At 38.0% G+C, this 21,504-nt stretch carries 16 protein-coding genes and 3 tRNA genes; 17 read left to right on the forward strand and 2 right to left on the reverse strand.

The features are described 5' to 3' along the window. Positions 1-154: 154 nt before the first annotated feature. From PVV63_RS06470 to PVV63_RS06505, 8 genes are all read left to right on the forward strand, one after another. Positions 155-2,422, forward strand: coding sequence for a PAS domain-containing sensor histidine kinase (locus tag PVV63_RS06470; RefSeq protein ID WP_273791152.1), 2,268 nt, complete (start codon positions 155-157; stop codon positions 2,420-2,422). Between the two features lies 1 nt (position 2,423). Beyond that, complete coding sequence (locus PVV63_RS06475; protein WP_273791153.1) at positions 2,424-3,782, forward strand: sigma-54 dependent transcriptional regulator; 1,359 nt, start codon at positions 2,424-2,426, stop codon at positions 3,780-3,782. A 3-nt stretch (positions 3,783-3,785) separates the two neighbouring features. Further along, positions 3,786-5,162 carry a Trk system potassium transporter TrkA gene (gene trkA / locus PVV63_RS06480; protein ID WP_273791154.1) on the forward strand — a complete coding sequence of 459 codons (1,377 nt, stop codon included), beginning with the start codon at positions 3,786-3,788 and terminating at the stop codon, positions 5,160-5,162. A 10-nt stretch (positions 5,163-5,172) separates the two neighbouring features. Further along, positions 5,173-5,982 (forward strand): hypothetical protein, encoded by an 810-nt coding sequence (locus PVV63_RS06485; RefSeq protein ID WP_273791155.1) that lies wholly within the window; start codon positions 5,173-5,175, stop codon positions 5,980-5,982. Positions 5,983-6,128: 146 nt separating this feature from the next. Then, positions 6,129-6,761, forward strand: coding sequence for an ATP-dependent Clp endopeptidase proteolytic subunit ClpP (gene clpP, locus PVV63_RS06490; RefSeq protein WP_273791156.1), 633 nt, complete (start codon positions 6,129-6,131; stop codon positions 6,759-6,761). Between the two features lie 183 nt (positions 6,762-6,944). Next, positions 6,945-8,219: an ATP-dependent Clp protease ATP-binding subunit ClpX gene (gene clpX / locus PVV63_RS06495; RefSeq protein WP_273723371.1), complete on the forward strand. Its 1,275-nt coding sequence runs from the start codon at positions 6,945-6,947 to the stop codon at positions 8,217-8,219. A gap of 183 nt (positions 8,220-8,402) precedes the next feature. Next, positions 8,403-10,829, forward strand: a complete 2,427-nt coding sequence (gene lon, locus PVV63_RS06500; RefSeq protein ID WP_273791157.1) for an endopeptidase La — start codon at positions 8,403-8,405, stop codon at positions 10,827-10,829. Positions 10,830-11,058: 229 nt separating this feature from the next. Beyond that, positions 11,059-11,337, forward strand: a complete 279-nt coding sequence (locus PVV63_RS06505) for an HU family DNA-binding protein (RefSeq protein ID WP_273791158.1) — start codon at positions 11,059-11,061, stop codon at positions 11,335-11,337. 1,101 nt (positions 11,338-12,438) lie between these two features. Here PVV63_RS06505 and trmFO read toward each other — a convergent pair. Continuing rightward, positions 12,439-13,851, reverse strand: a complete 1,413-nt coding sequence (gene trmFO / locus PVV63_RS06510; protein WP_273791159.1) for a methylenetetrahydrofolate--tRNA-(uracil(54)-C(5))-methyltransferase (FADH(2)-oxidizing) TrmFO — start codon at positions 13,849-13,851, stop codon at positions 12,439-12,441. 134 nt (positions 13,852-13,985) lie between these two features. Between trmFO and PVV63_RS06515 the strand changes: the two genes are divergently transcribed. From PVV63_RS06515 to PVV63_RS06540, 6 genes are all read left to right on the forward strand, one after another. Then, positions 13,986-14,068: transfer RNA gene (locus PVV63_RS06515), tRNA-Leu, on the forward strand. Between the two features lie 135 nt (positions 14,069-14,203). Continuing rightward, entirely contained in the window at positions 14,204-15,631 is a 1,428-nt protein-coding gene (tig, locus tag PVV63_RS06520; RefSeq protein ID WP_273791160.1) for a trigger factor, read from the forward strand. A 129-nt stretch (positions 15,632-15,760) separates the two neighbouring features. Further along, positions 15,761-17,260, forward strand: a complete 1,500-nt coding sequence (gatB, locus tag PVV63_RS06525) for an Asp-tRNA(Asn)/Glu-tRNA(Gln) amidotransferase subunit GatB (protein WP_273791161.1) — start codon at positions 15,761-15,763, stop codon at positions 17,258-17,260. Between the two features lie 182 nt (positions 17,261-17,442). Then, on the forward strand, positions 17,443-17,841 hold the full coding sequence (locus PVV63_RS06530) for an NADH:ubiquinone oxidoreductase subunit NDUFA12 (RefSeq protein WP_012755018.1): 399 nt from the start codon (positions 17,443-17,445) through the stop codon (positions 17,839-17,841). A 90-nt stretch (positions 17,842-17,931) separates the two neighbouring features. Continuing rightward, positions 17,932-18,357 carry a DUF2155 domain-containing protein gene (locus PVV63_RS06535; protein WP_273791166.1) on the forward strand — a complete coding sequence of 142 codons (426 nt, stop codon included), beginning with the start codon at positions 17,932-17,934 and terminating at the stop codon, positions 18,355-18,357. An 887-nt stretch (positions 18,358-19,244) separates the two neighbouring features. Continuing rightward, positions 19,245-19,976: a rhomboid family intramembrane serine protease gene (locus tag PVV63_RS06540; RefSeq protein ID WP_273791162.1), complete on the forward strand. Its 732-nt coding sequence runs from the start codon at positions 19,245-19,247 to the stop codon at positions 19,974-19,976. Here PVV63_RS06540 and PVV63_RS06545 read toward each other — a convergent pair. Continuing rightward, on the reverse strand, positions 19,973-20,803 hold the full coding sequence (locus PVV63_RS06545; protein WP_273791163.1) for an RNA methyltransferase: 831 nt from the start codon (positions 20,801-20,803) through the stop codon (positions 19,973-19,975). The genes PVV63_RS06540 and PVV63_RS06545 overlap by 4 nt on opposite strands. A 206-nt stretch (positions 20,804-21,009) precedes the next feature. Between PVV63_RS06545 and PVV63_RS06550 the strand changes: the two genes are divergently transcribed. From PVV63_RS06550 to PVV63_RS06560, 3 genes are all read left to right on the forward strand, one after another. Further along, positions 21,010-21,093: transfer RNA gene (locus PVV63_RS06550), tRNA-Tyr, on the forward strand. Positions 21,094-21,124: 31 nt separating this feature from the next. Then, positions 21,125-21,198, forward strand: a tRNA-Gly gene (locus PVV63_RS06555). Between the two features lie 180 nt (positions 21,199-21,378). Further along, a partial coding sequence (locus PVV63_RS06560; RefSeq protein WP_234924853.1) for a GTP-binding protein occupies positions 21,379-21,504 on the forward strand: 126 nt, incomplete at its 3' end.

Below are 21,504 nucleotides of genomic sequence, written 5' to 3' on the forward strand. Positions count from 1 at the left end.
ATCGTCGAACACAGTCTATTTTAAAGATATTTTGCAAAATATAGAAGCTTTTCCTCATTGACTATATTTGCCCTATTTTAAATGTAGTATTAGTATTGTCAATTTTTGCTACAAAAGGTTATATGAGAATAATGGGATAAGGGTATGTAAGCTCATGACGAATATAACATCTGTGACGAATCTTCAAGACATAGATAAAAATACTTATAACGATGAGTTGTATCGTTTAAGTAAGGTATATATTTTTTTAGGGATTACAATTATTGTATTGGCTTTACTTACGGCCTCTGTTTCGTTTATTATTCTTATTGGATTAACTCCTGTTGTTCCCAGTAGAACGGTAACCCTTATTCTTATAGGGATTAATAGTTTTTGGGTTTTAGGGCTTATTGTCATCGTTTTTTATGAGATGATTCCGATCATTCGTGCTTGGCGTTCAAGGCGTGCAGGATCGCGTCTTCATGTGCGTCTTATTTCATTGTTTGCACTTGTTGCGACAATGCCAGCTGTTGCTGTAGCTCTTGTATCGGGTCCAGCACTAAATTTGGGACTTGATCGATGGTTTGATACAACAACGCGGCAAATTGTGGGCTCTTCTATTGATTTAGCAAATGCTTATGCAGATGAAATGCTTCAAAATTTAAAAAATTTATCCTACGCGATGGCATTTGCACTTGATAACAAAAAACTCTTAGAACGTAATCCAGCTGAATATAGGATGCAATTGACGCGTCATGCTATAGGACGCAATTTGCGTGGTGCATTTTTGTTAAGTTCTAGCGGAGCTATTTTTGTATCGAGTGCTCTTGGTGATGAAGATAAACTGCCAATTCCTCCTTCTCATCTTATTGAACGTGCAACCAGTGCGAGACCTTTTTCTTTTCAACCAGGCGTTCATGATTATTTTGGTATTATTTTAAAATTTACCAACATTCCAAACACATTTTTATATTTGGTGCGTGACGTTGATAAAGGTGTTTTATCTGCTTTGCGTTTGACAGAAGTTAATACAGATCGTTATCGTGATTTAAATGAAAATCGCCTGCTGACACAGATTGCATTTGGTATGCTTTATTTGTGTCTTTTTTTTAGTTTATTCTTATCAGCTATTTGGGCTGCTATTGCTGTTGCTGATCGTTTAGTGCGTCCTATTCGTCTTCTCATTAGTGCTGCCGATGATGTTGCTTCTGGAAATATGGAAATTTTCGTGCCAGTACGAGCAAAAGATGGAGATATTGGGCAATTATCCAAAACTTTTAATTACATGGTCAGTGAATTGAAAAGTCGGCGTAATGAGTTGATTGCAGTGCGTGATCAAATTGATGAAAGACGGCGTTTTTCTGAAGCTGTGTTATCGGGTGTAACAGCGGGAGTAGCAGGTATAGATGATAATGGTGATATCACCATTATCAATCGGTCTATTGAAGCGATGTTTGATATTCGCTCTGAGCACGTTGTTGGACAAAGTCTTTTATCTTTAAGCGCTGAAATTTGGCAGGTTTTTCAGTTTGTGCGTTCATTAGATCGTAAAAACCATCGTGAACAGGTCACTTTAAACGTTGCAGGAAAAGAGCGTGTCTGTAATGTTCAAGTTACGATGGAGGAGGATGATGGACAGGGGCAATCTTGGGTTCTAACAATTGATGATATTACTGACCTTGTTGCAGCGCAACGTACAGCGGCGTGGGCGGATATTGCGCGGCGTATTGCGCACGAAATTAAAAATCCTCTTACACCTATTCAGTTATCCGCTGAACGCATTCGTAAACGTTATAACAAAGCTATTACACAAGATAGAGAGGTTTTTGAGCGGTGTATTGACACGATTATTCGGCAGGTTGGAGATATTGGGCGTATGGTTGATGAGTTTTCCTCTTTTGCACGTATGCCCAAACCCAAAATGCATATTTTAGATATACGAGAATTGTTGCGCGAAGCATGTTTCTTGATAGAGGTGACGCGACATGATATTCATTTTGAGCAAGATTTAGGAACTCTACCACTTATGGGTGCATTTGATAACCGTCTCATTGTACAGGCTTTCTGCAATGTTATCAAAAACGCGAGCGAATCCATAGATTCAGTTATGCGAGAGGAAAATATTCACGGTCATATTCTTGTCCGTTCTTATCGACAGAAAGAATGGGTGGTTGTGGATGTTGTTGATAACGGGAAAGGACTTCCTAAAGAGCAAAGACAAAAGTTATTAGAACCCTATATAACAACGCGGGAAAAAGGAACAGGACTGGGGTTAGCCATTGTGCGCAAAGTTATTGAAGATCACGGTGGTTTCATGGAGCTTCATGATGCACCGGAGAGTTTTTATGAAGGTCGTGGTGCGATGATCCGTTTGATATTTCCTGCGGATGGGGGTAAGCAGGGTAATATTATACAAGCCATAAATCATAAGATAGGGGAATAGTATGGTATCAGATATCTTGATTGTTGATGATGAAGCAGATATTCGTGAGCTTGTTGCTGGTATTTTAGAGGATGAAGGTTATGAAACGCGCGTTGCTTGTAACTCTGATGAAGCATTGGCTCAAATTAGTGAGCGTATTCCAAAGCTCATTTTTTTGGATATTTGGCTACAGGGTAGTCGTCTCGATGGTTTAGCACTGCTTGATGAAATTAAAACACAATATCCGGCTCTTCCGGTCGTTATGATCTCTGGTCATGGTAATATTGAGACGGCTGTTTCCGCTATAAAGCGAGGGGCATATGATTTCATTGAAAAACCTTTTAAAGCTGATAGACTTGTATTGGTTGCAGAGAGAACACTTGAAAATTCAAATTTAAAACGTGAGCTTTTAGAATTACGAAAGCGTTCGAACGAGACATTAGAGTTGCTCGGAAAATCGACAGTTATAAAAAATTTGCGTCAAATCATAGAAAAAGTAGCACCAACCAATAGTCGCATCATGATAACAGGTCCTTCAGGGGCAGGAAAAGAGACTGTTGCACGAACTATTCATGCGCTTTCAACGCGTTCGAATGGGCCATTTGTTACAATAAATGCTGCAACGATTACTCCGGAAAGAATGGAAATAGAGCTGTTTGGCAGCGAAATGGAGGGAAGAGAGCGTAAAATCGGTGCCTTAGAGGAAGCTCATGGTGGTATCTTATATCTTGATGAAATTGCTGACATGCCGCGTGAGACTCAAGGGAAGATTCTTCGGGTTTTAACGGGGCAAACATTTGAGAGAATTGGCGGCACAAAACGTGTTAAGGTGGATGTCCGTATCATTTCTTCGACAGCGCAAAATCTTGAAAACCTCATTTCTGATGGGCGCTTTAGGGAGGATCTTTTTCACCGTCTTTCCGTTGTTCCTATTGTTGTTCCTCCCCTTTCAGCGCGTCGTGAAGATATTCCAGAACTTGTACATCATTTTGTAAAAACAATATCACAGCAGGTTGGGATTAAACCGCGTGCAATCAGTGATGATGTGATTGCTATTTTGCAAACGCACGCTTGGCCGGGTAATGTGCGGCAATTACGTAATAATATTGAGCGTCTTCTTATTCTTGTGCGGGATGGTGATGGTCCTATAACAGCGGACTTTCTTCCCAGTGAAGTAAGTGATTCTTTGCCACGCCTTCAAATGGATTCAGATGAAAGTATAATGGATTTGCCGTTACGTGAAGCTCGAGAATTGTTTGAAAAGAGATATTTAGTGGCGCAGATTGGGCGTTTGGGTGGAAATATATCACGTACTGCTGAATTTATAGGCATGGAGCGTTCAGCTTTGCACCGTAAACTTAAAGCGCTTGGAGTTTCTTAAGCGATGCGTGTTATTATTTGTGGAGCAGGACAGGTTGGTTATGGGATAGCAGAGCGTCTTGCTGCTGAAAATCATGATGTTACTGTTATTGATATCGAAACGAGATTAATTGAAAAGATTCGCGATACATTGGATGTGAGAGGTTTTGTTGGTCACGGTTCACGGCCTGAAGTTCTTTTGGCAGCAGATGCAGACAAAGCTGATATGTTGATTGCTGTTACTTTGTTTGATGAAGTCAATATGGTAGCTTGCCAAGTAGCACATTCATTATTTAATGTGCCCACAAAAATTGCTCGTATTCGCTCACAATCTTATTTAGAGCCACGTTATAAGACGCTTTTTTCCAGAGAGAATATTCCCATTGATGTGGTTATTTCGCCAGAAGTTGAAGTTGGGGAAATGGTTTTGCGCCGTATTGCTTTACCTGGTGCAATAGATGTTCTTTATTTTTGTAATGATGATATTGTTGCGCTAGCCTTGGAATGTATGGAAGATTGTCCAGTTATTAATACACCTTTGCGTCAATTAACAGAGCTTTTTCCAGATCTTCATACGACGGTTACCGCTATTAAACGTGGCGCGGAATTATTGGTTGCACATTCAGAAACGCAATTACGCGTTGGTGATATAACCTATCTTGTTGTTTCTCGTGAACAGATGCGTCGTGCTGTTGGGCTTTTTGGTCATAAAGAACAAGATGCACACCGCATGATTATTGCAGGGGGTGGTCACATTGGCCTTTATGTTGCACAGGCGATTGAAAAGCGTTTCCATAAATTAAAATTGAAGATTATAGAATCGCATAGAGAAAGAGCTCTTACAATTGCTGATCAGCTTGAAAAAACGACAGTCTTATACGGTAACGTGTTAGATCCAGTGATTCTTCAAGATGCGGGAATTGATCAGTCCGATTTAATGATTACATTGACCAATCAAGATCAGGTTAATCTCTTAAGCGCTATTATTGCTAAAAGATTGGGCTGCAAAGCCAATATGGTATTGATTAATAATGTTGCCTATCAAGAATTTAGTCGTGCTGTTGGTGTGGATGCATATCTTAATCCCCATAGCGTTACAATATCGAGAATTTTGCAACAAATGCGCCGTGGGCGTATTCGTTCTGTTCATTCAGTTTTTAATGGCCGAGCAGAAATTATTGAAGCTGAAGTGATGCAAACATCTTCATTAGTTGGTAAGTCATTATCAGAGCTCAATTTATCAGATGGTTTGAGAATTGGTGCAATTTATCGCAATAAGACAATAATACAGCTTTCGGCAGATACGCGTATTTTGTCTGGTGATAGAATAGTGATTTTTGCTCTTGCTGATAGGGTTCGTGATGTTGAACAACTCTTTCGCGTAAGTTTAGAATATTTTTGATGTATTATCTATGGATATTTGTACTTTTTGGTATAGTGGACAATTAAGATTGGTGGATAGGCTTTGTTTGTCTTCAATGGTTAAAACTGGACAGCGCGTTAAGCTTTTTAGTTATGATAAAAAAATAGATAATCTCCCTGCTGGTGTTGAGCTGCATGAAGCCGAATCAATTTTACCACGCTCAGCAATTTATCGCCTTGATCCCGATTTTTCTGATGATAAACTAGGGTGTACAATTGTTCAGTTCTCGGATTTTTTTCGTGTTATGCTGATGAAATATCAACAAGGTGTTTGGTTAGATACAGATGTTTACCTTGTTAAACAATTTCATCCAGATGCCGATAAGGTTTGGTTGGCAAGAGAAAATAATACAAGAGTAGGCGTTTCTGCACTTTATTTTCCGCCCAATAACCCTATTATAAAAATATTTGAAGATTATTGGGCAGGCACAGAAATTATTCCTCATTGGCTTGGGTTTAAGCGTCGTGTTTGGAGACCGTTCTGGTTAAAGAGGAAAAAAATGCCGATTTTACCGGGAAATCTTGGCGTTACAATATTTGGCAATGATGGTATTTCACGATTAGCAAAACGATATGGTTTTTTTCATGAAGCAAGGGAAAAGGAAACTTTTTATTATTGGACTGGGCGAAAAACTGAACGTATTTTTGAACCAGCTTTTGGCGTAAAGCCGCTTACAGATTCACGCTTGATAGGCTTTCATATTCACAGAAAGACAAAGACCACGAAAAGACCTCAGGAAGGAAGTTTTTACCATTGGGCGGTATCTCGCATTCCTGATGTTCATCATTTGTTTAGGTAGAGTTATTATTGCTATTTTAACTATTGAGATTTTAATCTATCTTATACATCTCTTGATTGTAGCTTGCACAAGAGAGTAATGTTAGCATATGGATAAAAACATTGAATGTGTAAAGAGCGGTTGTTATATGAACGGAAAGTAAAAATATGAGTGATCCAATGAAAACAGCATTAAGCCTTGTTCCTATGGTTATTGAACAAACCAATCGTGGTGAGCGGGCCTATGATATTTTTTCCCGTCTTTTAAAGGAGCGGATTATTTTTATTAATGGTCCTGTTGAAGATGGTATGGCAATGCTTGTTTGTGCACAATTGCTTTTCTTAGAAGCGGAAAATCCTAAAAAAGAAATTAGTCTTTATATTAATTCTCCAGGTGGTGTCGTAACATCTGGTATGGCTATTTATGATACTATGCAGTTTATTCGCCCTCCTGTTTCTACGCTTTGCATGGGGCAAGCGGCATCTATGGGGTCTTTATTGTTAACAGCTGGAGCAAAAGGTCATCGTTTTACATTGCCAAACGCACGCATTATGGTGCATCAACCATCTGGAGGTTTTCAAGGTCAAGCTTCAGATATTGAGCGACATGCGCAAGATATTATAAAGATGAAACGGCGTTTAAATGAAATTTATGTCCAACATACGGGGCAAGATTATGAGGTTATAGAGAAAACTCTCGATCGCGATCATTTTATGACAGCAGAAGAAGCCAAAGCGTTTGGCTTAGTTGATGATGTTATACAATATCGTGCAGAAACTGAAAAAGAAGAAAAAGATTAAGAATTTTTATAGAAAAAACAGCTACTTTAAATCAAAGAGTTTTATAAAAAATATCGCAAAATAAGAGAAACACCTAAAAATATTGAGACATGCATGGTTTTCTATATGTCTTTTAGTTTTCATGATGAAAAGCTTCCTTTGAAAAGGCAAAGTATTCATATATCGTGGTGAAAGGAAAGAAAAATGAGCAAAATTAGCAATAGCGGGAACGAATCAAAAAATACTCTCTATTGCTCGTTCTGCGGCAAGAGTCAGCATGAGGTGCGTAAGCTCATTGCGGGGCCTACTGTATTTATCTGTGATGAATGTGTAGAGCTTTGCATGGATATTATTCGGGAAGAAAATAAGTCTTCTGGGGTTAAGGTGCGTGATGGTGTTCCTACGCCACAGGAAATTATAACAGTTCTTGATGATTATGTTATTGGTCAGCAGCATGCGAAGCGTGTTCTTTCTGTTGCTGTGCATAATCATTATAAACGGTTGGCGCATCAGTCTAAAAGCAATGATATTGAGTTGGCAAAATCAAATATTCTTCTTGTTGGTCCAACGGGCTGCGGTAAAACTTATCTCGCACAAACATTAGCACGTATTATTGATGTACCTTTTACGATGGCGGATGCGACCACTTTGACTGAAGCAGGTTATGTGGGGGAAGATGTTGAAAATATTATTCTTAAGCTCCTTCAAGCAGCAGATTATAATGTTGAACGTGCACAGCGTGGTATTGTTTATATCGATGAGGTTGATAAGATTTCTCGTAAAGCAGATAATCCTTCTATTACAAGAGATGTTTCGGGGGAAGGAGTTCAGCAAGCGTTATTAAAAATTATGGAAGGAACGATTGCTTCTGTTCCTCCTCAAGGTGGACGTAAGCATCCGCAACAAGAGTTTCTTCAGGTTGACACCACAAACATCTTATTCATTTGTGGGGGAGCTTTTGCAGGTTTAGAACGGATTATTTCAGGGCGTGGTGAAAAAACTTCTATTGGTTTTTCTGCGACCGTTAAGGCTCCTGATGAGCGTTGTGTCGGTGAAATTTTTCGTGATTTAGAGCCTGAAGATCTTATAAAATTTGGTTTAATACCAGAATTTATTGGACGCCTTCCTATAGTCGCTACCTTAGAGGATTTAGATGTTAACGCCCTCATGCAAATTTTATCACAACCTAAAAATGCATTAGTAAAGCAATATCAGCGTCTTTTTGAAATGGAGAATGTCGAGTTAGCATTTCATGAAGATGCTTTACGTGTTATTGCAAAGAAAGCAATTGAACGTAAAACTGGTGCTCGTGGTTTGCGTTCAATTATGGAGAAGATCCTTCTTGAGACGATGTTTGAGCTACCGGCTCTTGAAGGCGTTCAAAAAGTGGTTATTTCGAGTGATGTCGTTGATGGGAAAGCGCGTCCTCTTTATATTTACTCAGAACGTGCAGAAGATAAAGAAAATGTATCAGCATGACATTGTGCGATGCACAATATAAAAGGTGGTAATGAATGGTATTTGATGGGTGTTTCTAATAATATCATTATAATGCTTGATTTATGTATGAGTAATTACCACTTCATGTACAGTGAAGAGCTGAGGTTTTCTAAAGGTGAGCTGGTTGTTGTAGGTAGCTCATAGGCTCCAGAAAGGAGAGTTATGCAATATATTGATGAAAAGACAGATGAAGTAAGAGATGGGGTTTATGCTGTTTTACCTCTTCGTGATATTGTTGTCTTCCCCCATATGATTGTTCCACTTTTTGTGGGCCGCGAAAAATCAATTCGTGCTCTTGAAGAAACGATGGCGGTTGATAAGCAAATACTATTGGTGACACAAAAAAATGCTTCTGATGACGATCCAAAATCAGAGGATATTTATCATATTGGTACATTTGCTAATATTCTTCAACTTTTAAAGCTTCCTGATGGTACTGTAAAGGTTTTGGTTGAAGGAACTGCACGTGCAAAAATTAGTCAATTTGCTTTAAGTGAAGGTTATCATCAGGCTTTTGCAACTGTTACAGAAGAACCTAGAGAGAGTGATGTTGAGATTGAAGCTCTTTCAAGGTCAGTGATTGCTTATTTTGAAAACTATGTAAAGCTTAATAAAAAAATCTCTCCTGAAGTTGTGAATGCGATTGGCCAGCTTGATAATCCTTCTAAGCTTGCCGATACGATTGCTTCTCATTTGATGATTAAACTTGCAGAAAAGCAAGAAATATTAGAGCTCTTACCTGTGCGGGCCCGTCTTGAACGTGTTTTGTCCTTCATGGAAGGAGAAATTTCTGTTTTGCAGGTTGAAAAACGTATTCGTTCGCATGTTAAACGGCAAATGGAAAAAAACCAACGAGAATATTATCTCAATGAGCAGATGAAGGCTATTCAAAAAGAGTTAGGAGCAGGTGATGATAGCCGAGATGAACTCTCTGAATTAGAAGAACGTATCAAGAATACAAAACTATCCAAGGAAGCGCAGGAAAAAGCTGGAGCAGAATTGAGAAAATTACGGAATATGTCTCCTATGTCTGCAGAAGCGACAGTTGTACGTAACTATCTTGATTGGTTATTAGCAATGCCTTGGGGTAAAAAATCTAAGATTAAAAACAATTTAGATTTTGCTGAAAAGGTCATGAATAATGAACATTTTGGTCTTGAAAAAGTTAAGGAGCGAATTATTGAATATTTGGCCGTACAAAGTCGCGCGTCAAAGATAAAAGGTCCCATTATTTGTTTGTTAGGTCCTCCAGGTGTAGGGAAAACATCATTAGCGCGCTCTATTGCAAAGGCAACGGGACGTGAGTATGTTCGTATCTCATTGGGAGGTGTCCGAGATGAAGCAGAAATTCGTGGACATCGCCGAACATATATTGGATCGATGCCTGGAAAAATTATCCAGTCTATGAAAAAAGCAAAAAAATCTAATCCGCTTTTCTTGCTTGATGAAATTGATAAAATGGGCCAAGATTTTCGTGGTGATCCTTCATCCGCTTTATTAGAAGTTCTTGATCCTGAACAAAATGGTACATTCATTGATCACTATTTGGAAGTTGAATATGATCTTTCTGATGTCATGTTTATCACAACTGCCAATACGCTTAATATTCCAGGTCCGTTAATGGATCGTATGGAAATTATTCGTATCGCTGGTTATACTGAATGTGAGAAAATGGAAATTGTTAAACAGCATCTTTTACCAAAGGCACTAAAAGATCACTGTTTGTCTAAAAAAGAACTCAGTATTTCTGATGGAGCACTAAGGTCAATTATTCAGTTTTATACACGTGAGGCAGGCGTTCGTAACCTTGAACGTGAACTCATGAAAATTTCCCGCAAATCCGTTACAAAAATTCTCAAAACACATCAAAAATCTGTAAAAGTTACAGAAAGTAATATTCATGATTTCTTGGGTGTTAAACGTTATCATTACAATCAGATTGAAGGAGAAAATCAAGTTGGTGTTGTAACAGGTCTTGCGTGGACAGAAGTCGGTGGAGAGTTATTGACCATTGAAGGAGTTATGATGCCCGGCAAAGGTAAGATGACTGTAACTGGAAATTTACGTGATATTATGAAAGAGTCCATTTCAGCGGCCGCATCTTATGTGCGTTCTCGTGCTGTTGATTTTGGTATTGAGCCTCCACTTTTTGAAAAACGCGATATCCATGTTCATGTTCCAGAGGGGGCGACACCAAAAGATGGTCCCTCTGCTGGGATTGCAATGGTGACAGCAATTGTGTCGGTCCTTACAGGAGTAGCTGTGCATAAAGATATTGCAATGACTGGTGAAATTACTTTACGTGGACGCGTTTTACCCATTGGTGGATTAAAAGAAAAACTCTTAGCAGCTCTTCGAGGAGGGATAAAAAAAGTACTTATTCCTGAAGAAAATGCAAAAGATTTGGTTGATATTCCTGATGATGTCAAAAATAATATGGAAATTATTCCGGTAAATCATGTGAGTGAAGTTTTGAAACACGCTTTGGTTCGTTTTCCAGATACTATTGAATGGAAAGAACCCTCTACAGTGGCTGTCCCAATCCGGTCAGAGAGCAGTGATAGTGACGGAATACAGATTGCGCACTGATTCACTTATCTCATTTATAACGGCATTTTTTAGGTGGCAGAAGGCGTTGTTGAGGTTATTATTTTGTTTTTTGTTGGAAAAAGTGAAAAATTCCGTGAATAACTGTGATTATTGCTAAAAAAACAATGTTTTGGATAAAAATAAGACTTCTGTTTGCTGTACTTTTCAATAAACTGACCAATAACATGATTAAGTCATGTTCAGGTAATATAGGGAAAGGAAATATTTTATGAATAAAAGTGAATTGGTTAGCTCCGTTGCTGAAAAGGCAGGTGTTTCGAAAGCGCAAGCTGGTGCTGTTGTTGATGCTTTTATGGCTTCTGTAACAGAAGCTTTAGCTTCAGGGGGAGATGTTCGTCTTCCAGGTTTTGGCACTTTTGAAGTTTCTCATCGTGCTGCAACAAAGGGGCGTAATCCTTCAACTGGTGCTGAAATCGATATTCCAGCACGTTCTGTACCCAAATTTTCTGCAGGAAAAAGCCTTAAAGAAGCAGTTAATAAAAAATAATTTAAGCTACATTAAAAAAACCCGATTTATTTATAAGCGGGTTTTTTTAACACATGTGTTATGCGCATTTTTCATATAAAACTTTGAGATCTTTGCGATACTTTTTATTTTCATGTATTGCTGGTATTTTTGAAAATGATTTTAAGTTTTGTATAAAATACTGTCAGCTTAAAATATATTGTTTTTAGTCATTTTCAATGAAATATTGCACCGTATTAATTGAGCACTGGTATGGCTTATAAAATGTAATATTAACTTTTATTACGCTGAAGTGTTACGGTATTTATTTCAAAACAAGATCCGTAAATAATATGAGGCGGAAAACTCTGTAAAGTCCATAAAAGTTATTATATATCACCATTTACGCTTAATAAAAGTGCATGTTGGTGCCACCGTGCTATCTATTTTCTTAGTTCCTATAATGTTGCGACTAGCCCCAGATATCTGAGACGAGTGCATAAGGGATAGTTTTATTCTTTTACTCTTATACGCCAACCTTGCTTGTGACACACCAAGAGGATAATTTTATTGATTTATTAGAGAGCCTGAAATGAAAGAATCTTTTGATATTCAGATTTGGTTTTCAATATTGTGATTTTTCTTGGCATTTGAGAGGGGAGAGATAGCTCCAGCTCTATCCTACAAATATTTTTTCCATATCTTTATTTCACTTGTGATATGCAAGCGAGTATTTTTCCTTCATCATACAAGAGTTAAAATGAGAGAACATCACAAATTTTGAGGGAGGAAGTTACAAAACAGAAAAATTACTCTTATAAAATAATATACATTACGTAATATAAAAACTATTAATAAAGATAGTACAGTATTACGTGTGTATTTTTCATCTATTTTTTTGATTATTCATAATATATTTATATGATTATTTTTTTTAGTCATTAAATCATATTAAATTGTTTATAGCGGTAAAGGTTTTTTATAGCCAAAAGTTATTTCACAGCACCTACATAATTGAATAAATGATGAAATGTAGGTAGTATTTATTGATTGGAGGAGACAGTCTTTAAAAGGCTTTAGAATGATTTTTTCACGAGAGTCATAAAGATCTATTCAGTAGGTGAGAGGCGAATCGTATGTTTTTTATAAACAGGAGCTCTTTGATTCTTTATCTGCTAACCACTGAGTACAATCATTGAGAGCTCTCGCTGTTATGGCTTGTTTTTTTACTAATTTTTTTTCTTTACTTGGTAAGCGTTTCCCTGAATGTTTAATAGAAGCAATAGGGGGAAAAAGTCCGAAATTGATATTCATTGGCTGAAAAGACTGTGTTTCTGCTTTTTCATCTATGATGTGTCCCCCCGTAATATGATTCAAAAGGGCTCCGAATGCTGTAGTTTGTGGGGGGAGGCAAGGGGAAATATGATGATATTCGGCAGCAGCAAAACGTCCAGCAAGAAGCCCTATTGCCGCTGATTCTACATAACCTTCACATCCGGTAATTTGCCCTGCAAAGCGTAGTTGTCTTTTTTGTTTTAAACGAAGGGTTTGATCAAGAATAATTGGCGAGTTGAGGTAGGTATTGCGGTGAAGACCACCAAGACGCGCAAACTCTGCTTTTTCAAGACCGGGAATCATTCTAAAAATACGAATTTGTTCACCATATTTCAGTTTTGTTTGAAAGCCGACCATATTATAAAGCGTTCCAAGTTTATTATCTTGGCGTAATTGAACGACAGCATAGGGTTTAACTGTAGGGTTATGGGCATTAGTTAAGCCCATAGGTTTCATAGGACCATGTCTTAACGTTTCAAGTCCGCGCTCAGCCATAATTTCAATGGGGAGGCATCCATCAAAATAGGGCGTTTTTTCAAAGTCACGAAACTCTGTTTTTTCAGCATTTTTTAACGCTTCAACGAATGTTTCATATTGTTCTTTGTTGAGGGGACAATTAAGGTAATCTTTTCCCGTTCCCTCAGGACCAATTTTATCATAGCGAGATTGATACCAACAAATGTTGATATCAATACTGTCGGTATGGATAATAGGTGCAATCGCATCAAAAAAAGAAAGAGCTTTTATACCGGTTATTGCTTGTAATTTTTGAGCAAGTGCAGGCGATGTAAGGGGGCCCGTTGCAATGACAACATGTTTCCAAGCTTTAGGAATTTCTTGAACTTCTTCACGTTTGATTGTTATAAGGGGGTGGTTTTCGAGTGCTGTCGTAACGGTTTTTGAAAATCCATCACGGTCAACAGCAAGAGCACTCCCTGCGGGAACTTTGTTGGCATCAGCAGCTTTCATAATTAACGATTTTGCTAATCGCATTTCAGCATGTAAAAGCCCTACGGCATTTGTTAATGAATCATCGCAACGAAACGAATTTGAACAAACCAGTTCTGCCAATTTATCGGTTTTATGGGCATCTGATTTTTTTTCGGGTCGCATTTCATGCAAAACAACAGGAATTCCTGATTGAGCGATTTGCCAGCTCGCTTCACACCCCGCAAGACCGCCACCGATGATATGAATTGGGATATCAAATGTCTTTAACATAATTGACTTTTAGCGTAAGCAGTTATGTATGAAAAGCATAGATTTTGTTTTTTTTAATATATTTGTTTGCTTTTTTTCTGTAATTAATGGTATAGAAACGCCGCTTGTATAAGGTTATTAGCTTGTAAGTTTGAGCGGATGTGGCGAAATTGGTAGACGCACCAGATTTAGGTTCTGGCGGGAGACCGTGGGGGTTCGAGTCCCTCCATCCGCACCAAAGCAATCCCTTAGGTGCTACGGATTTCTACGTGTCTGAAATTCCGCTTCATGGTAAATGTAACACTCGAAGTGTTAGAATGTAATGATTATTAGAGTGGGTTGATCCCTCTCCTTAGAAAAATGAAGGTGTTTAATGCAGGTTACCGAGACGCTTAATGAAGGACTGAAGCGCGAAATTAAGATCGTGGTTCCAGCGAAAGATTTAGAAGAAAAGTTGAATGAACGATTGGATGATACCAAGGGAAAAATCAAGCTTAATGGTTTTCGTCCCGGTAAAGTGCCTAGTGGGCATTTGCGAAAAATGTATGGTAAATCCTTTATGGCGGAGATTCTCAATGAGATACTCAGTGATGCACCCCGTTCTATTTTAGCAGACCGCAATGAACGTGCAGCGATGCAGCCAAAAATTGATATAGATGAAGATGAAAAAATTCTAGATGGCAAAGCTGATTTTACTTTTAGTTTAAAGTATGAAGTTTTACCAAAAATTGACATTAAAGATTTTGAACACATTACGGTTATCCGTGAAATTGCAACTGTTCCTGAACAGGATATTGATGATCAAGTCAAACGCGTCCTTTCTTCTACGCGTAATTATTCCCTAAAAGAGGGGAATTCTGAAGAAGGTGATCGTATTACCATAGATTATCAAGGTAAGCTTGAAGGCGTTCCATTTGAAGGTGGGGCAGATAGTGATGCACAACTGATTCTTGGGTCAAAACAATTTATTCCTGGTTTTGAAGAGCAATTGGTTGGTGTGAAAGCTGGGGATGCAAAAACGATTTTTGTTAAATTTCCAGATAATTACAGTGCGGCACATTTGGCGGGACGGGAAGCAGAGTTTGACATTACTATCAAAGCTGTCTTTAAACCAGATGAATTAAAAATTGATGATGAAGCAGCGCAAAAAGTTGGTTTAGAGTCTCTAGATCGCTTACGTGAGGTCGTTCGTGGGCAGATTGAAAGCCAATATGGTTCAGTGACACGTCAAAAAGTTAAGCGTCAAATTCTTGATGCTTTAGATGCTGATTATAATTTTGAGATTCCTGAAGAACTTTTAGAAGTTGAGTTTAACAATATATGGGCTCAGGTTAATGATGATTTGAAAAAGGCTGGGCGCAGTTTTGAAGATGAAGGTATTACAGAAGAAAAGGCACGGGAGGAATATCGTGTCCTTGCGCAGCGTCGTGTTCGTCTTGGTTTGGTGCTTTCTGAAATTGGAATGAAGGTTGGTGTTAAAGTTAGTGAGGATGAGCTAAAAGCAGCCGTTTTTGATCAGGTTCGCCAGTATCCTGGACAAGAGAAAGAGATTATGGATTTTTTCCGTAGGACTCCGGAAGCTGTTGAAAATCTACGTGCTCCGATTTTTGAAGAAAAGGTCATTGATCATTTATTAGCACAGATAAAAGTCACAGATAAAGAAGTGACGGTTGAAGAGTTGATGAAAGAATATGACGAATCAGATGTTCCTGAAGAAAAGCCGGCAAAGAAAAAGTCTGCAGTGAAAGAAACGTCTACAGAGAAAAAACCAGCTAAGAAAAAGGCTCCTAAAAAAGCTTAATATTTATGCAAACAGAACAAGCCCGATAGAAACGGGCTTGTGTTGTAAGATTTATGTTCTGGGGTTACACTGAGAGAATGGTTTTAGATAAGCCATGAGTATATTTTAAATATTGGTAGTGGATTGGCAATGAGCATCATTGATACGCGTACTCCTGATTCTAAGCGTTTTATTTCTGGAGTTACAGGTGATTGGGAAGTCATCATTGGCATGGAAGTTCATGCGCAAATCATATCAAATTCAAAACTTTTTTCAGGAGCATCAACAAAATTTGGTGCAGAGCCGAACAATCATGTATCACTTATTGATGCAGCCATGCCAGGTATGTTGCCTGTTCTTAATCAAGAATGTGTTCGTCAAGCGGTTCGAACGGGGTTAGGATTAAAGGCGCATATTAATTTAAAGTCTGTTTTTGATCGCAAAAATTATTTTTATCCAGATTTACCGCAGGGGTATCAGATTTCTCAATTTCGCTATCCCATTGTGGGAGAGGGAAAGATTATCATATCTGTTGGTCCAGATTCGAATGGCCAATTTGAGGATATTGAAGTGGGAATTGAGAGGTTGCATCTTGAACAGGATGCTGGAAAATCGATGCACGATCAACATCCAACGATGTCTTTTGTAGATCTTAATCGTTCTGGTGTTGCTCTTATGGAAATTGTTTCCAAACCTGATATGCGCTCATCAGATGAAGCCAAAGCCTATATGACAAAATTGCGTACGATTGTTCGTTATTTGGGCACTTGCGATGGCAATATGGATGAAGGTTCTATGCGTGCAGATGTCAATGTATCTGTTCGTCGTCCTGGTGAAGATTTTGGAACGCGCTGTGAAATTAAAAATGTTAATTCTATTCGCTTTATTGGTCAAGCAATTGAGTATGAAGCGCGTCGTCAGATCGCAATTTTAGAAGATGGAGGCGTCATAGATCAAGAGACTCGGCTTTTTGATGCCGCTAAAGGTGAAACGCGTTCTATGCGCTCAAAGGAAGAAGCGCATGACTATCGTTATTTTCCTGACCCTGATCTTTTACCATTAGAATTTGATCAAGCATTTGTGGATGCTTTGGCAGCAGACTTACCAGAATTGCCTGACGCTATAAAAGCACGTTTTATTAAGGAAATGGGATTGACAGTGTATGATGCTTCCATTCTTGTGACAGAAAAGGCTATTGCTGATTATTTTGAAGAGGTAGCGCGTGGGCGTGATGGAAAAATAGTTGCCAATTGGGTGATTAACGACCTTTTAGGGGCTTTAAATAAAGATAATCGTGAGATTGAAGAGTCCCCAGTATCGCCAAATCAATTGGGAAGTATTATTGATCTCATAAAAGAAGGAGTTATTTCTGGAAAAATTGCCAAAGATCTTTTTGAGATTATTTGGAATGAGGGGGGTGATGCACGCCAAATTGTAGAAGAGCGAAATATGAAGCAGGTAACGGATACAAAGGCTATTGAAAGAGCTGTTGATGAGATCGTTGCTAATAATTCTGATAAAGTTGCGCAAGCAAAGCACAAACCTGCTTTAGCTGGTTGGTTTGTTGGACAGGTAATGAAAGCAACAGGTGGTAAGGCAAATCCCCAAGCTGTTAATGAATTGGTTAAGATGAAACTTGGCATAGATTAAATTTTTATGGGGTGGAGAAGAAGCCATACATATGATATCTTCTTGAAATTAAAGGATAGCACGTTAACCTATCAATTGGAATTGTAGTTGAATTTACGAGTAACTTTTTCGATAATTTCAATCGTTAATAATTTTATTCCAACGATTAATTTCATGAGCGCACTAAATGAATGGAATAGCAGATGGCTCGTTTTTTTAAGCAAATCTTCACATGGTGGAATGGCAATACCATTGGTACGCGTTTTTTCACATGGCGCAAAGGTAAGCGGATAGGGGAAGATCAATTTGGAAATATATATTATGAAGGAGGACTTCATAAGGATGGTTATCCGCACCGTTGGGTTATCTATAAAGACTATTCTGAGGCCTCTACTATTCCACCAGGTTGGCACGGCTGGATTCATCATCGCTGTGAGTGTCCACCAACACAGGAGGATTATCATCCTTATGAATGGGAAAAGCCTCATGTTGCAAATATGACAGGAACAAGTGAGGACTATCGACCAAAGGGGGCTATCACCTCCAATGGAGAGCGTTCTTGTGTGCATGAAGATTATGATGCGTGGTCACCTAAAAAATAACATGTTTTAATGTGCGTGTGTATTTTTGTCTTATTTGACTCTATGTTATGAAAAGAATTATTTTTTTAAGGTGCGATTGATTTTGATATGATGAGATTTTTTTTATTGTTAGGGGTGAGGCATTTTTTTTATATTTTTTTAATGGGAATTTTAGTGTTTTTATCCTTAAATAGTGGAGTGCGGGCTGAACGTATTAGCAATGGAATTGCTGTTTTTGCGGGTCTTGACAAAATCACGGGGCGGACTACACGTTTTGAAGTTACTCTTGGTAAAATTTATCAGTACGGTGCATTACAGGTAACTCCACGTGCGTGTTATACGAGCTCTAAAGATGAACCCACGCGTACAACAGGTTTTGTTGAAGTCAATGAAGTGACATTAGATAAAAAAATACGGCGTATTTTTACAGGATGGATGTTTGCGGATAGTCCTGGTTTGAACGCTGTTGAGCATCCTATTTATGATGTATGGTTAAAGGATTGCAAGCAGAATTCTCAAGATCTTCCTCTTCAATGATTAGTGTATTATCTATTTATAATACATTGATTTATAATAGTTATTTATCATTTTACAACTTAATAGGAGGTTCAAATTCCTATGATTACCTCATTTAAAATTTTTTATATTGAATTGATCCAAACTATTCTCTTGCGCGTTAAAAGTGACGGATGTGTAAATAAGACTGTCTAAGAAAGGAATAAAAAACTCCGTCATGAACTGTTTAAATTCAAAGATGCATCATTAGAATAAACATATTTTTTCAGTGTTTCATAAGAGACAGTTCTTGAATTATATCTGTAAAAGGTTGAAATGAAAGGCTTGTTTATATTTGTTAAAGAGATGAACTGACGCTTTTGCATTTATGAGGGAAACAGACTATCAAGTAAGTAATTCATCATGAAACACCAATCGGTATATCTAGAGAACGCCTGTGTTGGTAGTTCTTTTCTCATAGAGATGTCGTTTTTTATTCAAAGAGTAGAAGCAATGCAATCTCTATTAATGGAAAAATTGAGATTTAAGATTATTTAAAGTTTATCAATCGAAGTATAGCTTGGTTAAAAAATGCAGTGATCAATATATTTCTAGTAAGAAAACAATGTTTATATATTTTTATTATATACCACACTCATAAGTGAGTTTGTCTATTCGTAAGTCCTTGTATATTGCATGATAACTTCACATTTAAGTAAGCAGGATACCATTAAGTTTGTAAATCATATTCTTGGTATCCGTGCTTTTTAAAATCTTTTGTATAAAATACACGTGTTTTCATGTAGAGCTATTGAAAATTTAAAAAGGGGCCTCGAAGAGGCGTTAAAAAGATTTTGTATCACTGGGAGTGGTATATTTATTTTGTATAAAGAATAACCCATTTTCTGAAAAATACGAGATTTTATACAATGAAAGTTTCTAGTCACAACCATAATGATGTTTCCCGATTGCCGAAACAACCTAAAGAACCCTTATTGAATGTTCCATTTATTATAGTTGTTTTGATAGCATTTTGTTTTTGTCTTTATTGCATTTCTCAGTATTTTTTTTCTCATCAGTTTTATGTTGAAAGCCTTGAGTTTTTTTCATTTATACCAGCATTGTTTAAGAGGGATCCTGTAGCATTTTGTTATACCATGGTGAGTTATTCATTTATGCATAGTAGTTTTAAACATGTTGCTCTTAATATGGTTTGGCTTTTGGTTTTTGGCTCTCCTTTAGCAAGGCATTTTGGTGTTTTACGTTTTTTAATTTTTTGGGTGTTAACGGCAGTTATTTCTGTTTTGACTTATTTTACATTTCATCAAGAAAGTACCATATCACTTATTGGGGCGTCAGGTGCCGTATCTGGAATGATGGGTGCTATTGCACGTTACGGTTTTCCTAGTGGGAATCTAGCTGTCAATGCGCAGAACGAAAAACTTTTGGGACCTTTATTGTCTGTCAAAAAAGCTCTGTGTTCTAAGGGGGTGCTTGTTTATATGAGTGTATGGCTAGCGACTGATTTTATCATAGGTATTTCTTCTATTTTGTTTGAAGAAAATGGCATCTCAATAGCATGGGAAGCTCATATTGGCGGTTTTTTTGCGGGTTTTTTGTTGGTTGGTTTTTTTGATGTTTCACAAAAAATTAAAAACTAGGATCTAAGATATTGATGTGCCACATAAAGTGCTATTGTTGCTGCATTTGAAACATTTAATGACTTAATATTTCCAGGCATATCAAGGCGTGTTAAAGCGCAAACGGTTTCGCGTGTTTTTTTACGTAAACCTTTACCTTCTGCTCCTAAAACAAGAGCAATTTTATTCCCTGTTAATGCTGTTTCTAGAGGTTGGTCACCTTCTGAATCGAGACCAAAGCTTGTAAAACCTGTTTGATGAAGTTCTTGAAGAGCTTCAGCGAGGTTTCGTACGGTAATATAATGAATCATTTCCAGAGCTCCAGATGCCGCTTTCGCAAGAACACCGCTTTCGTGGGGAGAGTGACGGCAAGTTGTAATAAGTGCTTTAGCTTTCAATGCAACTGCAGAGCGCATAATAGCGCCAACATTATGTGGATCGGTAATTTGATCCATGACAATGACCAGATCAGTATTGGTTAGTTCCGACAGTTTGCATGGTTTGAGGGGGAGAGTTTCCAGAACAATACCTTGATGAACAGCCTCACTTCCAACAAGCGAATCAAGATATTTGGGGGTGCATAATGTAACAGAGCAAGGATAATCTGATTCGGATATATTTAATCGTTTTAAGGCATTTTGTGTAACGTAAAGACATTTTAAAATTCTTTTTGGGTTTTCTAAAGCAGCCTGAACAGAATGAATACCATAAAGATAGATGATCCCTTGCTGTAAAGAAGCAGCTTTCTTCTTTGGGTGTGTAAAAGATCGAGAAGGAGAGCCTTTTGTATCGCGATATCGGCGACGCAAACGAGCATAATGAGAATTTTGTGATGTTTTTTCTTTCATAGCTTCTTTATAGCGTGTTAATAAGAAAAATAGAGAGAAAAAAATCTATGATTTAAAATTATGAGCAGGAAATTTGTACAGAACTGTATTTATTCTGTTGACAGATACAATAGTAATCGTCATAACCACTTCGCAATCAGATTGAATTGAATGGGTATTCAAGATGGTTGTCGTGATGTCTCATTGCGTGACTTTATCGGTGTAATGGAGGGGTGCCCGAGTGGTTAAAGGGGGCGGACTGTAAATCCGTTGCGTATGCTACGTTGGTTCGAATCCAACCCCCTCCACCATTCATCGAAGGAGAGTTAGTACGTGGGTCATGCGGGTATAGCTCAATGGTAGAGCAGCAGCCTTCCAAGCTGAATATGCGGGTTCGATTCCCGCTACCCGCTCCAAATGGTTGTTGATGATTGGGCAAATAGGTATGATGGAGGATATTCCATTTATAGATTGGGTGGGGTTTTGCCTCTAAGAGTTGTGGTTATTGGGCTGTTTACAGTCTGGTCAGACTCATTTTTGCAGGACTGACCCTAGGTGCTAACAAAAATAGGGAATAAAACAAGAGATTAATAGCAATGGCGAAGAGCAAGTTTGAACGAACAAAACCGCATGTTAATATTGGTACGATTGGTCACGTTGATCATGGGAAGACCTCGTTGACAGCAGCGATTACGAAATATTTTGGTGAATTTAAAGCCTAT

It is taken from the genome of Bartonella sp. CM31XJBT (assembly GCF_028618555.1).
Lineage (GTDB): Bacteria > Pseudomonadota > Alphaproteobacteria > Rhizobiales > Rhizobiaceae > Bartonella.

What these genes read in the sequence shown, in the direction of transcription:
- PVV63_RS06470 (WP_273791152.1), top strand. Translation starts at nt 155, where the DNA reads ATGACGAATATAACATCTGTGACGAATCTTCAAGACATAGATAAAAAT.
- PVV63_RS06475 (WP_273791153.1), top strand. Translation starts at nt 2,424, where the DNA reads ATGGTATCAGATATCTTGATTGTTGATGATGAAGCAGATATTCGTGAG.
- trkA (WP_273791154.1), top strand. Translation starts at nt 3,786, where the DNA reads ATGCGTGTTATTATTTGTGGAGCAGGACAGGTTGGTTATGGGATAGCA.
- PVV63_RS06485 (WP_273791155.1), top strand. Translation starts at nt 5,173, where the DNA reads ATGGATATTTGTACTTTTTGGTATAGTGGACAATTAAGATTGGTGGAT.
- clpP (WP_273791156.1), top strand. Translation starts at nt 6,129, where the DNA reads ATGAGTGATCCAATGAAAACAGCATTAAGCCTTGTTCCTATGGTTATT.
- clpX (WP_273723371.1), top strand. Translation starts at nt 6,945, where the DNA reads ATGAGCAAAATTAGCAATAGCGGGAACGAATCAAAAAATACTCTCTAT.
- lon (WP_273791157.1), top strand. Translation starts at nt 8,403, where the DNA reads ATGCAATATATTGATGAAAAGACAGATGAAGTAAGAGATGGGGTTTAT.
- PVV63_RS06505 (WP_273791158.1), top strand. Translation starts at nt 11,059, where the DNA reads ATGAATAAAAGTGAATTGGTTAGCTCCGTTGCTGAAAAGGCAGGTGTT.
- trmFO (WP_273791159.1), bottom strand. Translation starts at nt 13,851, where the DNA reads ATGTTAAAGACATTTGATATCCCAATTCATATCATCGGTGGCGGTCTT.
- tig (WP_273791160.1), top strand. Translation starts at nt 14,204, where the DNA reads ATGCAGGTTACCGAGACGCTTAATGAAGGACTGAAGCGCGAAATTAAG.
- gatB (WP_273791161.1), top strand. Translation starts at nt 15,761, where the DNA reads ATGAGCATCATTGATACGCGTACTCCTGATTCTAAGCGTTTTATTTCT.
- PVV63_RS06530 (WP_012755018.1), top strand. Translation starts at nt 17,443, where the DNA reads ATGGCTCGTTTTTTTAAGCAAATCTTCACATGGTGGAATGGCAATACC.
- PVV63_RS06535 (WP_273791166.1), top strand. Translation starts at nt 17,932, where the DNA reads ATGAGATTTTTTTTATTGTTAGGGGTGAGGCATTTTTTTTATATTTTT.
- PVV63_RS06540 (WP_273791162.1), top strand. Translation starts at nt 19,245, where the DNA reads ATGAAAGTTTCTAGTCACAACCATAATGATGTTTCCCGATTGCCGAAA.
- PVV63_RS06545 (WP_273791163.1), bottom strand. Translation starts at nt 20,803, where the DNA reads ATGAAAGAAAAAACATCACAAAATTCTCATTATGCTCGTTTGCGTCGC.